Genomic DNA, 13688 nt, shown 5'->3' with positions numbered 1-13688 from the left:
GATAAAGATGGCAAAAGATGTAATTGAGATACGAGGTGCTCGTGCTCATAATTTAAAGAATATTAATGTAGATATCCCTAAAGATCAGTTAACAGTAATTACTGGTCTATCCGGTTCTGGAAAGTCTTCCTTAGCTTTTGATACCCTATATGCCGAAGGTCAACGGCGCTATGTTGAGAGTTTAAGTTCCTATGCTCGTCAATTTTTGGGACAAATGGATAAACCGGATGTTGACTCAATTGATGGATTATCTCCAGCGATTTCAATTGACCAGAAAACCACTTCCAATAATCCAAGATCAACGGTGGGAACGGTTACAGAAATTAATGACTATTTCCGACTATTATTTGCCCGTGTCGGAAAACCAGATGACCCCGCTGACGGTACCAAAATTATGTATACGATTGACCAAATGGTAGAGTATACGCAAAATCATTTAGCTGAGGGAACCCGTTTACAAGTTTTTGCTCCAGTTATTCAGGCTAAACGTGGAAGTCATTTGGGGACTTTTGAAAAAATGCGGAAGCAGGGTTATATTCGGGCCCGAATTGACGGCGAAATTGTGGAATTAGATGAACAAACTGATTTAGCACTAGATCGTAATAAAGTCCATAGCATTGATGTCATGATTGACCGGATTGTTTTACGTGAAGATGCTCGTTCTCGTTTGTATGATTCTATGGAAGCAGCGGCCAATTTAACTGGTGGCCTAGTGGAATTAGACATCGTCACCCGGGGGGATGATGAGCCGGTAGCCCCCTTAAAGTTTTCGGACCATTATTTAGGTGATTTGGGTGACTTTCGAGTTGGCCGGTTAGAGCCCCGTTTGTTTAGTTTCAATGCGCCAATGGGAGCTTGTCCGGCTTGTCAGGGATTGGGTGTGACCCGAGAAGTCGATATGGATTTGATTATTCCCGACCCTGAAAAAACCTTGCGCGAAGGGGCAATTGCTCCTTGGAATCCGATTTCGTCCAATTATTATCCTGAAATGTTAGCCCAATTTTGCCAACAATTTAAAATTGATTTAGATACACCCTTTAAAAAATTGTCTAAAGAAAAACGGCAGCTAATTTTAGAAGGATCCGGTACCAAAGAATTTCACTTCCACTATAAAAATGACTTTGGTGGTGTGCGGGATGTTGATATTCCTTTTGAAGGAGTTCTAAACAACATCAGTCGGCGCTTTAACGAAACTAATTCTGATTTTACGCGGGATCAAATGGCGCAATACATGACTGAGTTAACTTGTAAAGTTTGTCGCGGGTACCGCTTAAATGCTGCTGCTTTATCAGTTAAGGTTAAAGGAACTAATATTGGTCAATTGGCCGAATTATCGGTTGAAGATGAAATTGACTTTTTTAAAGATATTCAATTAGGACAGCAGGATCAAGAAATCGCTCGTCCGATTATTAAAGAAATTCGCGATCGTTTAGGTTTCTTAAAAAGTGTTGGATTACAATATTTGACTTTAGCACGCTCGGCCCGAACGTTATCGGGAGGGGAATCACAGCGGATTCGCTTAGCGACTCAAATTGGGTCTAATTTATCGGGAGTCTTGTATGTACTCGATGAGCCATCGATTGGGCTCCATCAACGGGATAACGACATGCTCTTGGGCTCGATGCAAAGTATGCGTGATTTGGGCAATACTTTGGTCGTTGTGGAACACGATGAAGATACCATGCTGGCCGCTGATTATTTGATTGATGTTGGTCCCGGGGCCGGTTCATTGGGCGGTGAAATTGTTGCGGCTGGCACGCCCCAAGTAGTGGCCAATGATTCTAAATCTCTAACGGGTCAATATCTGTCCGGTAAGCGTTTCATCCCAGTACCGGAAAAGCGTCGCAAGGGCAACGGCAATGAAATTATTTTGCGCGGAGTCAAGGAAAATAATTTAAAAAATGTTACGGCGAAATTTCCCTTGGGTAAATTTGTGGCTGTTACGGGTGTTTCTGGATCTGGAAAATCAACTCTGGTCAATACCGTCTTGAAACGGGTTCTAAAGCAAAAATTAAATCACAATTCACAAAAGCCAGGTGCTTATCGTGTGGTTGAAGGAATTGAGAATATTGAACAGGTAGTTGATATTGATCAATCACCAATTGGTCGTACACCCCGTTCTAATCCAGCTACTTATACTGGTGTTTTTGATGATATTCGGGAATTATTTGCCCAGACCAACGAAGCCAAATTACGTGGTTATAATAAAGGCCGGTTCTCCTTTAACACTAAGGGTGGCCGTTGTGAGAACTGTCGCGGAGATGGTGTCATTAAAATCGAAATGAACTTCCTACCGGATGTTTATGTGGCCTGTGAAGTCTGCAACGGCACTCGTTATAATTCAGAGACCTTGGAAGTGACTTATAAAGGCAAGACAATTGCCCAGGTATTGGATATGACGGCCGCCCAAGCCTTAGAATTCTTTGCCCCCATTCCTAAAATTGCGCGTCGCTTACAAACCATTAATGATGTTGGTTTAGGCTACGTAAAATTAGGTCAGTCGGCCACGACTTTGTCTGGTGGAGAAGCTCAACGGATGAAATTGGCTTCGGAATTACATCGTCGGACGAATGGTAAAACGGTCTATATTTTGGATGAACCAACAACTGGTTTGCATACCGATGATATTGCGCGTTTGCTGGAAGTACTAAACCGACTAGTGGATGCGGGCAATACCGTGATTGTGATTGAACACAATTTGGACGTCATTAAATCAGCTGATTGGTTGATTGATTTAGGTCCTGAAGGGGGTGCTGGTGGTGGTAAGATTTTGGTGGCTGGTACACCGGAAAAAGTCGCTAAGGATCAGCATTCATATACTGGAAAATATTTAAAAGCGATTATGGAGCGTGACCGTCAGCGAACTGAACAGCAAAGTTAATTAATAAAAAGGACGACCGTTAGGTCGTCCTTTTGGGTTTAAACAGCGACGGGCGCTTTAATCGCTGGTTCGCTAGTATAGTCGATGAGTTTGATATCATCCATGGTGTAATCAAAGATTGATTTAACAGCTGGATTCAACCAAAGTTGAGGGAGGGGATGCTGAGGGCGCTGTAATTGTTCTTGAACCTGATCTACATGGTTTTTGTAGATGTGGGTATCACCAATGGTGTGAACAAAGTCGCCAACTTGATAACCGGTTTGGGCTGCAATCATATGAATTAAGAGGGAGTAGCTGGCAATATTAAAGGGTACGCCAAGGAAGAAGTCACCAGAACGTTGGTATAACTGAGCACTTAATTTGCCATCAGCTACATAATATTGACTCAATACATGACAGGAAGGTAATGGTGCTTGAGGCGTAGTTTCGGCATTCCAAGCCGATAAAATCAGGCGGCGGGAGTTCGGGTTGTTTTTAATTTCATTAATTAGGCGGCCAACCTGATCAGTGCTGTTACCATCTGGGAGGACACTGGCCCAATTCCGCCAGAGTTTACCGTAAACTTCGCCGATGTAGCCAAATTCTTCCATGAAGGCATCATCGTTTAAAATACGATCAACAAAGATTTGCTTTTGTTCTTGATAGTGGGCATTAAAATCAGCATCAAGGGGTGCTCGGCGACCAAAATCGGTCATATCTGGTCCTTGATATTGATCAGATTCAATCCACTTTTTAAAGGCCCATTCATCCCAAATGTGATTATTATGTTCGAGTAAAAAGCGGATGTTGTTATCACCTCGTAAAAACCAAAGTAATTCACTTTTGATTAATCCAAAGAAAACTTTTTTGGTGGTTAAAATTGGAAAACCTTCGGCTAAATTAAAGCGCATCTGGGTACCAAAAATTGAATAGGTACCAGTTCCAGTACGGTCTTCTTTAAAGGTACCTTCGGTTAGAATTTTTTGGGCTAAATCTAAGTAGACAGTTTCGTTTTGACTCATGTTTTTACCTCTTTTTATTCCGTAGTGTTAATAAATTGTTCTAAATTAATTTGAGTGGCAGTTTTAGCCTCAAAGGGGACGTGAATCAAAGGCACTTGTTTTTCAGCTAAGAGGGATTGGGCAAATTCGTCATTGCGGTAGTTTCGCATGAACTTAATAGAGGTAATCCCGGCTTGCAGTAATAATTTAGTGCATTGTAGGCAAGGAGCATCTGTCACATATAAGTGGGCGCCGTTAACAGCAATCCCCATTTTGGCTGCTTGAATTAGGGCATTTTGTTCGGCATGGACAGCGCGCACGCAATGACCGTCAACCATATAGTCGCCGACCTCAGTACAGTGGGGTGTGCCGGAAACAGCACCATTATAACCACTAGCAATAATGCGATTTTCATAAACTAGAATAGCGCCAACGTGTAGCCGAGTGCAGGTTGAACGAGTAGATAAAATTGCGGCTTGGGCAATAAAATATTGATCCCAGTTAATACGATTATCGGCCATAGTGTCCCCCTCAATGTTAAAATAGATTCAATATCTAGTTTAGCACGCATATCTGGGAGAATATTATTATGAGTAAAATTTTAGATGGTAAGGCAGTAGCTCAAATTATTAATGAACAAACATCTCAGGCCGTTAGACAGTTGGCTAAGCCAGTGCGCTTGGCAGTTGTTTATGATCCGGAAAATGCAGGAAGTGACTTGTACGTAGGTATGAAATCCCGTCAAGCCGCTAAAGTTGGCATTGAAACCCAAGACATTCCTGTCCCGGCCGATGCAAACACTGAAACAGTTCAAGAAATTGTACGAGATTTAAACCAGGATCACACCATTACTGGTATTTTAATTCAAAGTCCTTTACCAGAAGCAGTTAATGAACAAATTATTTTTTCGACTGTTGCACCAAGTAAAGATGTAGATGGCTTGGGGGCCGTTAATCAGGGCCTATTATTTGCGGATTCCCCCTTGCCTTACACTATTGCTGCTACTCCGCAAGGTGTGATGACTTTACTCAAGCACTATCAAATTGATCCAGCCGGTAAAACAGCCTTGGTGATTGGCCGTTCTCAACTATTTGGTCGTCCGATGGCAGCATTATTAAATAATGCTGATGCAACCGTAATTTTAAGCCATCGGTATACCCCAGCGGCCCAGTTAAAATCTTTTTTGAAACAAGCCGATTTAGTGGTCGTTGGCGTTGGACAACCAGATTTTGTGTTAGGGGAGGATTTGAAACCAGGCTGTGTCGTCATTGACGTAGGGATGAATATCGTTGATGGTAAGGCAACGGGGGATGTTGATTATTCCTCAGCCAGTCAGGTAGCGGACTATATTACCCCAGTTCCTGGTGGTGTTGGACCAATGACGATTGCTACTTTATTAGAAAATACCGTTAAAGCAGCACAAGAAAATAATTAATAATTTTACTAGAGAATCCTTGGGGGTTCTTTTTTTTGTTATTTTTTTTGCTGGGATTCGTAGTATAGCTGTGAGGCAAAGGAGAAGACATGTCAATTGATAGTATATTAAAAGAAGTCATGCAGCTGCGGGCCAGCGATTTATACCTACTGCCCTACCAGTCAAAATATCAGCTAAAGTGCCATAGCCAGGGCCGGTCGCATCTATTGCGACAGCTATCACTAGAGGAAGCCCACCAGTTTATCGCTACGATTAAATATCGCAGTGAGATGAATATTTCTGAAAGTCGTCGACCTCAATTGGGACGATTTACTTTTGAAAATATATGGATTCGAGTTTCGACCGTCGGTGATTTTTTAGACCGAGAAACATTAGTATTACGTTTTATTTACGATCAGCAAGGTGGATTAAATTGGCTCTTGTCGGATCAATTTGAGACTTTGAAAGTCGGTTTGCCAGATGCTGGTTTATTTGTGATTGCCGGTCCAACAGGCTCAGGGAAAACAACTACTTTGTATGAATTATTACGGCAATTTCAAAAAGAACGTTTAATTTTAACCATTGAGGATCCGGTTGAAATTTATGAGCCGAATTTTGTGCAGTTACAAGTTAATGAAGCAGCAGGGATTGGCTATCAAGAATTAATCAAGGTTGCTTTAAGGCATCGACCAGAAATTCTACTAGTGGGTGAAATTCGTGACCAAGCAACAGCCAAGGCCGCCCTTCAGGCAGCTTTAAGTGGGCATTTAGTTTTATCAACCATCCATGCGCTTTCAGCCCAAGATGTACGTCTCCGGTTACTGGAGTTAGGCGTGGACGCTGGACAACTAGACGTGGCGTTACAAGGAACTATTTATCAACGTTTGTTACCAGCCGTAGATCAAAAAATAGCTGCCTTGGCTGAATTTTGGTTTAAACAAGATCAGCAATTAAGCAATACATGGGAGGAGGGACTGTATGCTGCTTTACAAGCTAAAAAAATTACATCAGCAACCTACCAGCAATTTAAAAAAGTTCAAACGACATGATCAAGTTCGTTTTTTTCAAGAGTTAGGGGAGCTATTGGATTCTGGCTACAGTATTGTTCGTAGTTTGGATGTTTTAGAAAAAAGTCATCCCCAATGGCAGCCAAAATTGGTCTATGTACAAAAGTACTTGGCTCAGGGGAGTAGTTTAGTAGAGGCTCTGCGCCCTTTTATCAGTACCGCAATTGCGTTACAGCTCTCTTTGGCTAAGAAGCATGGAGACTTAGCCCAAACATTAATCATTTTAGGAAAAAATCTGTCTAGAATTAGCCAGTAAGAAGAAAAATTAAAACAAGTTATGCGCTATCCAGTGATTTTATTGGTGTTATTAGCATTTATGTTAATAGCGCTACGCTATTTTTTATATCCGATTATGAGTCAATGGTCGTCAGCTAATGTTGTTGATAGTCGATTAGATTGGTTATTAGTAGGGAGTGGCTTAGCCACATTAATTGCTACTTTAGTGATTTGGCATTGGTGGACTAAAAAAACAGCCTTATCACGGCTTAATTTACTAGTCCATTTACCAATTATTGGTGGATTGGTTAAAACTGCCCTAACTTACCAGCTTAGTCAGCAGTTAGCTATGCTGTTATCGAGTGGTTTAACCATCCCGGAAATAATTGAAGAATTGGTCCAACAGCCGGCTGATAATTTAGTCGTTGATTTAGCTCGGTTAGCCCAAGCTAGCCTCTCACAAGGAGGGACCTTGGAAAATTTTATTTGGCAACAACCATATTTTAATGCGTCAGTGGCTGGTTACTTTACTAGGGGACATACGACTGATAAATTATCAGCCTACTTAGCTTATTACGCCAAATTACAGTTTAACGCCTTGGTAAGACAGACAGATCGCCTGATTGCCAGTCTTCAACCAATCTTTTTTGCCGTGGTTGGGCTGGCCATTGTTGGACTTTACTTAGCGATGTTGCTACCTATGTATCAAAATATCGGAGGAATGAATTGATGAAAATAATGAAAAAAACGAAGGCTTTTACCTTGATTGAAGCGGCGGTAGTGCTCTTTATTATCGGGTTATTAATGTTATTAATCTTGCCTAATTTAAATGTACAACGAAAAAATGCCAGTCAAACTCACGCTAAAGCAATGGTTGCTATGGTTCAAACTCAAATTGATTTATATCAAAATGAACATCCTGAGGCCAGTGATGTTACCTTAGACGACTTGGCGCGGGAACATTACTTGAATGGAAAGCAGGTTGATAAAATTAAGGATTTGAAGATTGGTATTAGTCAAAATGAAGCCCATCAATAAGGCCTTTACTTTAGTAGAAGCCCTGGTTACTTTAGCAGTAGTTGCTCTATTAATTTTAATTGGGGGACATCATTTTAGTAGTCAGCCCGGCGTTAAAGTAGACCAGTGGCAAACAAGTTTTGATAGTCACTGGCAACACGCTCGGAACTTAGCTCAGGGGCACGGACAAGCCGTTAATGTTAACTTTGGATTGGAAGCGGTTAGTTTTAACCAAACAACGTTAACTTATCCGAAAAATTATCGTTGTCATCAAAATCAATTAGTAAAAATTTTACCAACAGGCTATGTGGCACCGACAACGATTGTTTTAGAAAATGGTTTGCAACAAAAACTAGCAATTATTTTTAGCTTAGGAGGAGGCGATTATCGTTTTCAAATCGAGCATTAGGGCTAGACCGGCTTTTGTTTTGGCTGAAGGAATGTTGGCTTTGCTCATCGCTACTGCGATGGTAACTTTTGAACATGAACAAGTGGCGAATTTTCAGACGCAAAAAAGGCGGTTAGAAAAAATTGGCAATCAAACAGAAACAAAAAAACGTGCAGCAATGGTGGCCTGGCAGCAGTGGACCAAGGACTCAGTTACCAGCCTTCACAATGATCGAAGCCCTGATCGCTCTGGCCGTGACGGTCTTAGTATTGATGAGCCTTCAAATGGTCGCTCAACAACTACAACACAGCAGTCAAAAAAATCCTCAGATTAATTTACAAGTGGCTCTAAACCAGTTGAATTTACAGCACTATCAAATAGAGCGGGTTAACCAAGGTGAAATTTTAGTAAAAAATAGTACTGGAGAATCCGCCAGCTTAAAAGTGATGAAGCATCGACTAGTTGTGGTCAGTCCCCAGGCGGGACAAGTTATTTTAATGCATGATGTTGATGCCGTTACTTGTTTAGCTCAGTCGGGCTATCAGATTTTACGTCTTAAGTTAAATAATGGCCGCATAATTGAAGGCTCTTTATTCTTGCCCAACCAATCAATAAAGGATAATTATCATCATGATAAATAAACAGCCAGCGTATATTTTAGTGACTACTTTACTAGTGTTAGGTTGTTTGAGTGCGGCCTTAGTTTTGCAAAATGGTATTTTTAAAGAACAGTTGGTGTCGCAGCAGGAGTTAAATCGTAATACTGAAATCGAGCGCATTCAAATTTTAGCTAGCATTGCCTATGGTCAACAGGCCCGTTCTAGTTTTGACTTAGAAGGACATCATATTGAGATAAAAGACCACCAGTTATTGATCTACTTTAAGGGACATAATAGCTATCAGCGCTCGCTTTTAGTTGCTCATCAGGAGTGAAACCGCTAAAATAAAGACATGATAAATAGTAAAATTCCAGCATATTTTGACAGTATTTTTGCTGTTGTAGAATATTATCGAACTACTTACAAAGTTAGCTTAACAGCCGCCTTAGTGGCTGTTTTAGAATACTTATCCGACGGGCAACCTAAGGATAATCCCCTCTTTCAAGATACTCAGGGACAAAATTTGAGTGATAAGATGGGGCAGATTGATTGGGATAGCTTAGATTTAACTGAAAAGCGTAATGTCTTACAGTTGTTACTTTTAAAGGTGAAACGAGCTGATCATGCCGATATGAACAGTCAATTAACCCCCGATGGGATTGGTTATTTATTGGGCGACTTAGCCTATCAGACCGCTGGTGCCCAAAGTGGGGATAAAATTTTAGACATGACAGTCGGTAGTGGTAATCTACTGTGGACAGTTGATGAGGTGTTTGAACACCATCAAGTGCATTTAAAGCGACTGGGTTTTGATAATGATCAGGTTCAGTTAGCATTAGCCCATGTAAGTGATCGACTTTTGCACGATGACGAAACCGACCTTTATCAAGCCGATGTATTGGCAGTGCCAGAAGATGAAAAAATTAAGGCTCAGCTAGTTATCAGTGACTTACCAGTTGGTTATTATCCGCAAACGGTGCCTGATAAATATGAAATGCGTGCAGTCGAGGGGAAGTCCTTTGCTCATTTTTTGCTGATTGAAGAGGCGATGAATTTAGTTGCTGCTGACGGATGGCTTTACTTTCTTGTACCGGCCAATATTTTAGAAGGCCCGGAGCATGAAAAGTTACTCAAGTTTTTAGCCACGAAGGCTCAATTGAAGGCTTTTCTTAAGTTACCAGAAAATTATTTTCTAAATGAGGCTGCAGCTAAAGCTATCTTGATCTTACGTCCTAAAGAGGCTAATCCTAAAGGAGAGGTATTGGTAGGAACGTATCCTTCCTTAAAGGAACCAAAGGCTTTTGAAGATTTTTTGCAAGATATTAAAAGCTGGGTTAAACTGAACCGTAGCAGATAATGTAAAATTTTAAAAATATGAGTTAGGGGTTAATAATGGCTAAAATAATGGCGGTGAATGCGGGTAGTTCTTCCTTAAAGTTTCAACTATTGGAAATGCCAGCCGAAGAAGTTATTGCACAAGGTTTAATCGAACGAATTGGTATGGATGATGCCATTATTACGATTAAATATCAAAATGATGGTTCCGTGGTTGCAAGTGACGACATCACTTTGTCTGACGATGGGAAAAAGGCGAAGTTTAAAGTTGTTGCGCCTGTTAAAGACCATCAGGTCGCAATCAATGTGATGCTCAAGCATTTGAGCGAGCTAGGAATTATTGAAAACCTCGATGAAATCGTTGGTGTTGGGCACCGTGTTGTTTCAGGTGGGGAATGGTTTAACAGTTCAGTGATTGTTGATGAAGAGGTTTTGCATAAGATTGAACGTTTGGCGGCCTATGCGCCTTTGCATAACCCAGCCAATGCGATGGGCATTCGAGCTTTCCAGAAGATTTTGCCACACGCTGTATCAGTAGCGGTCTTTGATACTTCTTTCCACCAAACAATGCCTAAGGTCAATTACCTTTATTCCTTGCCTTATCAGTACTATACCCGTTATGGTGCCCGTAAATATGGGGCTCACGGTACCTCTCACCGCTATGTAGCTCACCGTGCTGCTGAAATGTTAGATCGTGATATTAACGATCTTAAGTTGATTACTTTGCACTTGGGTGCTGGAGCTTCAGCTACAGCCGTTCAAAACGGTAAGTCATACGATACCTCGATGGGCTTCACACCCATGGCTGGCTTGACGATGGCTACTCGAGTTGGGGATGTTGATGCATCATTAATTAACTACATCCAAGAACATGAACATCTTTCAAACGAAGAAATGATGGATGTGTTGAACAAGAAGTCTGGTCTTTTGGGTATTTCCACTATCTCCAGTGATATGCGTGATTTGGAAGCAGTTCGTGATACCAATGAGCATGCTAACTTGGCCATTGATATTTTTGTTAACCGAGTTGTCCGTTATGTTGGTCAGTACATTGCCGAAATGAACGGAGCTGATGCCATTATCTTTACCGCCGGTATTGGTGAAAATGGTTATGAAGTCCGTAAGGAAATTATTGATAAGCTTAGCTACTTTGGTGTTGAGATTGACGATGCTAAGAATACCGGTATGCGTGATGAAGCCATTGTGTCAACCGATGATTCTAAGATTAAGGTTTTGGTTGTACCTACCAATGAAGAGTTAATGATTGCTCGTGATGTACAAACTTTAATGGGCGAAAAATAATTTAGTGTATAATACCAATTAAGTAACTAAAACTACCGGCTATAAGCTGGTTGTTTTAATTTAAAATCCAGTTTTCATAAGGTGAATAATTATGCGGGTTCAAAAAAGAAGGCGTAAGAAACGAAGTTTTTTCGTTAAATTAATGGCAGCCATGGCGGTCATTATTATTGCCTATTTTTCTTTTAAGATTATTTCGGATACAGGTTATCAGGCCTTAAATCCCAATGATACAAAGTTTAAAGCGGTAACAATTAAGTCAGGGTCAACACCACAAGAAATGGGTGATACGCTGCAAAAAGAAAAGATTATTCGTAGTTCCCGCGCTTTTGCTAAGTATGCTAAACAATATGGTTCTGAGAAGTTGATTGCCGGAACTTACTTGCTTTCAGCGGCCCAGGATGTGGAATCGATTTATAAGCAAATGACGATTGGGCCAACAGCGGCACCGCAGTTGCCGGAGGGTTATGCTTATATTGGCAATACGCAAACGCCAGAGCAAACCGCTCAGTCGATTGCCACGGCCACTAATGTACCGAGTGCTAAAATTCTTCAAGCCTACGATGATAAAGATCTAATTAAGAAGATGGAAGCCAAGTATCCACAGCTGATGAAGGGGGTAAACCCTTCTGGTAAAACAACCTATAAGTTGTATGATTACGTTTATCCCGGTGTTTATAACTTGAAGGGATCTGGTAATGCCGATGCAGTAGTTGAAAAATTGTTAGGGATTGCCAATGATGATTTGAAGCCTTATTACTCAGAAATGAAGGCTAATGGCATTCCAGCCCCAACCGTGATTTCTCTAACTTCTGTTTCTGGTAAATCGGAATTTGAACGACGGTTGAAGTTTATTAAAAAGATTGCACCATATGCCCAAGAATTAAGTAAGGAATATGGTATCTTAGCTTCTATTTCGATTGCCCAAGCCGCTCACGAATCTAACTGGGATAGCTCGATTTTGTCATCTAAGTACAACAACTACTACGGTGTAAAAACTCAAGACGAACGGGCTGGTAAGTCTGTTGTCTTGGAGACTAGTGAAGTTGTTGACGGTGAGACTCAAACCCAAAAAGCCCGGTTTGCGGTTTATAAGTCCTGGAAGGACAGCATGAAACAGCATGCGGAAACGTTAGCTAAGGGAAATACTTGGAATCCAGATCAGTTTAAGGATGTCTTAGCTGCTAAGAATTATAAGCAAGCCGCCAAGGCTTTGCAGGATGATTCTTATGCGACTGACACTAATTATACGCAGCTTTTGATTAAGTTAATTGAATCTTGGAATTTAGAACAATATGACAAGTAAAAATAATATAGACCCGTGAGGGTCTATTTATTTTTGTTTAAGGAATGAATAAAATGCTTGTGTAAACGTTTTCACAAGTGTACAATATCACTTGTAATTAATTTGAAAAGGAGTGGTATTTACTATGAATGCTGCAATTTTACTGGCCTTATTGCCAGCCTTGTTCTGGGGGTCTGTTGGACTTATCAGTACAAAAATGGGTGGAAGCGCTGCTCAACAGACGTTGGGTATGACCTTTGGTGCTTTACTCTTTGGATTAGGAACCATGTTTTTCTTCGTTATGCCACGAGGCATTTACCTTGGTAAAGAAATCTGGGTCGTTGGAATTCTATCTGGTTTAGTTTGGGCCGTGGGAATGGCCTTCCAGTTCTTGATGTTTAAGCAGATGGGTGTTTCAATCGGAATGCCTCTATCAACGGCTGCTCAAATTATCATGAATGCTGTGATGGCTGCGACTGTCTTGGGCGAGTGGATTAACATCAAGATGTGGTTGGTGGGAATCGTTTCGATTGCCTTAGTTGTGTTTGGTGCTACTTTGATTTCTTTGCCTGACAAAAAGTCAGAAAAGAAAGCTGAAAGTGCTTTGAATGGTAAGGGCTTGCTTTACCTGGTTATCTCAACTTTGGGCTTTATGCTGTACTTCGTGTTGCCTAATTTCTTGAGTAAAATCGAATACATTAAGCCATCTATCAAGGCTGCTAACAATGGAATTGACTATATGACTGCCATTGTAGGGCCACAGGCCATTGGGCAGGTAGTCGGTGCCTTGTTGATTGCGGTTTTGATTTTCCGCGAACAGAAGGTAATGTTTGCAGCGCCAACATGGCGTAACATCTTGACTGGTTTGACATGGGCTTTGGGTAACATCTTCATGTTTATCTCAACTGCTGCGCCATCAATCGGTCAGACAATTGCCACGACTTTCTCACAGCTAGGTATTATCGTGGGAACCTTTGGTGGAATCTACATCTTGCATGAAAAGAAGTCAAGCGGACAAATGCGTAATATCTTAATCGGGACGGCCTTAGTTATTATTGGTGCCCTAATTATCGGAAATATTCATAGTTTTGCTTAAAATAAAAAAACGCCGTTGAAGTGCGCCCTCCAAATTGGAGAGAAGTAATGTCATAAATCTTGTCGCTTAATTACTACGGTAATTAGGCGACTTTTTGTTTTTGATACTGCG

General features: G+C 41.1%; 16 protein-coding genes. 14 read left to right on the top strand and 2 right to left on the bottom strand.

Going from position 1 to position 13688, the window contains the following annotated elements:
- Positions 1–7 precede the first annotated feature (7 nt).
- Positions 8–2881 (top strand): excinuclease ABC subunit UvrA, encoded by a 2874-nt coding sequence (gene uvrA / locus C7384_RS06735; protein WP_089939387.1) that lies wholly within the window; start codon positions 8–10, stop codon positions 2879–2881.
- Between the two features lie 38 nt (positions 2882–2919).
- On the opposite strand, the gene C7384_RS06730 is transcribed toward uvrA, so the two are convergent.
- Positions 2920–3882 (bottom strand): thymidylate synthase, encoded by a 963-nt coding sequence (locus C7384_RS06730; protein WP_089939389.1) that lies wholly within the window; start codon positions 3880–3882, stop codon positions 2920–2922.
- Between the two features lie 14 nt (positions 3883–3896).
- Positions 3897–4382 carry a deoxycytidylate deaminase gene (locus C7384_RS06725; RefSeq protein WP_089939391.1) on the bottom strand — a complete coding sequence of 162 codons (486 nt, stop codon included), beginning with the start codon at positions 4380–4382 and terminating at the stop codon, positions 3897–3899.
- A 68-nt stretch (positions 4383–4450) separates the two neighbouring features.
- Between C7384_RS06725 and C7384_RS06720 the strand changes: the two genes are divergently transcribed.
- The 13 genes from C7384_RS06720 (at position 4451) to C7384_RS06665 (ending at position 13577) form a co-directional block, all read left to right on the top strand.
- Entirely contained in the window at positions 4451–5296 is an 846-nt protein-coding gene (locus C7384_RS06720) for a bifunctional 5,10-methylenetetrahydrofolate dehydrogenase/5,10-methenyltetrahydrofolate cyclohydrolase (RefSeq protein WP_089939393.1), read from the top strand.
- An 89-nt stretch (positions 5297–5385) separates the two neighbouring features.
- Positions 5386–6324 carry a competence type IV pilus ATPase ComGA gene (gene comGA, locus C7384_RS06715; RefSeq protein ID WP_165806795.1) on the top strand — a complete coding sequence of 313 codons (939 nt, stop codon included), beginning with the start codon at positions 5386–5388 and terminating at the stop codon, positions 6322–6324.
- On the top strand, positions 6254–6598 hold the full coding sequence (locus C7384_RS08270) for a type II secretion system F family protein (RefSeq protein WP_243400727.1): 345 nt from the start codon (positions 6254–6256) through the stop codon (positions 6596–6598). Before comGA ends, C7384_RS08270 begins: the two co-directional genes overlap by 71 nt.
- 96 nt (positions 6599–6694) lie before the next feature.
- Positions 6695–7288 carry a type II secretion system F family protein gene (locus C7384_RS08265; protein ID WP_243400726.1) on the top strand — a complete coding sequence of 198 codons (594 nt, stop codon included), beginning with the start codon at positions 6695–6697 and terminating at the stop codon, positions 7286–7288.
- Positions 7288–7596 (top strand): competence type IV pilus major pilin ComGC, encoded by a 309-nt coding sequence (comGC, locus tag C7384_RS06705; protein WP_089939395.1) that lies wholly within the window; start codon positions 7288–7290, stop codon positions 7594–7596. Before C7384_RS08265 ends, comGC begins: the two co-directional genes overlap by 1 nt.
- Entirely contained in the window at positions 7580–7984 is a 405-nt protein-coding gene (locus C7384_RS06700) for a prepilin-type N-terminal cleavage/methylation domain-containing protein (RefSeq protein ID WP_089939397.1), read from the top strand. Before comGC ends, C7384_RS06700 begins: the two co-directional genes overlap by 17 nt.
- A 19-nt stretch (positions 7985–8003) precedes the next feature.
- On the top strand, positions 8004–8297 hold the full coding sequence (locus tag C7384_RS08215) for a hypothetical protein (RefSeq protein ID WP_176760698.1): 294 nt from the start codon (positions 8004–8006) through the stop codon (positions 8295–8297).
- Positions 8248–8604 carry a hypothetical protein gene (locus tag C7384_RS06690; RefSeq protein ID WP_116585383.1) on the top strand — a complete coding sequence of 119 codons (357 nt, stop codon included), beginning with the start codon at positions 8248–8250 and terminating at the stop codon, positions 8602–8604. Before C7384_RS08215 ends, C7384_RS06690 begins: the two co-directional genes overlap by 50 nt.
- Positions 8594–8896, top strand: a complete 303-nt coding sequence (locus tag C7384_RS06685; protein ID WP_089939400.1) for a hypothetical protein — start codon at positions 8594–8596, stop codon at positions 8894–8896. Before C7384_RS06690 ends, C7384_RS06685 begins: the two co-directional genes overlap by 11 nt.
- Before the next feature lie 18 nt (positions 8897–8914).
- Positions 8915–9919, top strand: a complete 1005-nt coding sequence (locus C7384_RS06680; protein WP_089939402.1) for a class I SAM-dependent methyltransferase — start codon at positions 8915–8917, stop codon at positions 9917–9919.
- A 35-nt stretch (positions 9920–9954) separates the two neighbouring features.
- Entirely contained in the window at positions 9955–11199 is a 1245-nt protein-coding gene (locus C7384_RS06675; protein ID WP_089939404.1) for an acetate/propionate family kinase, read from the top strand.
- 91 nt (positions 11200–11290) lie between these two features.
- On the top strand, positions 11291–12502 hold the full coding sequence (locus C7384_RS06670; protein WP_089939406.1) for an endolytic transglycosylase MltG: 1212 nt from the start codon (positions 11291–11293) through the stop codon (positions 12500–12502).
- Between the two features lie 124 nt (positions 12503–12626).
- The gene (locus C7384_RS06665) at positions 12627–13577 is read left to right on the top strand and encodes a GRP family sugar transporter (protein ID WP_089939408.1); all 951 of its coding nucleotides are present in this window, start codon (positions 12627–12629) and stop codon (positions 13575–13577) included.
- The last annotated feature ends 111 nt before the right edge of the window (positions 13578–13688 follow it).

This window comes from Convivina intestini (assembly GCF_003096575.1).
Taxonomy (GTDB): domain Bacteria; phylum Bacillota; class Bacilli; order Lactobacillales; family Lactobacillaceae; genus Convivina; species Convivina intestini.
The sequence above is the reverse complement of the archived record's forward strand: the minus strand, read 5'-3'. Positions and strand labels throughout refer to the sequence as shown.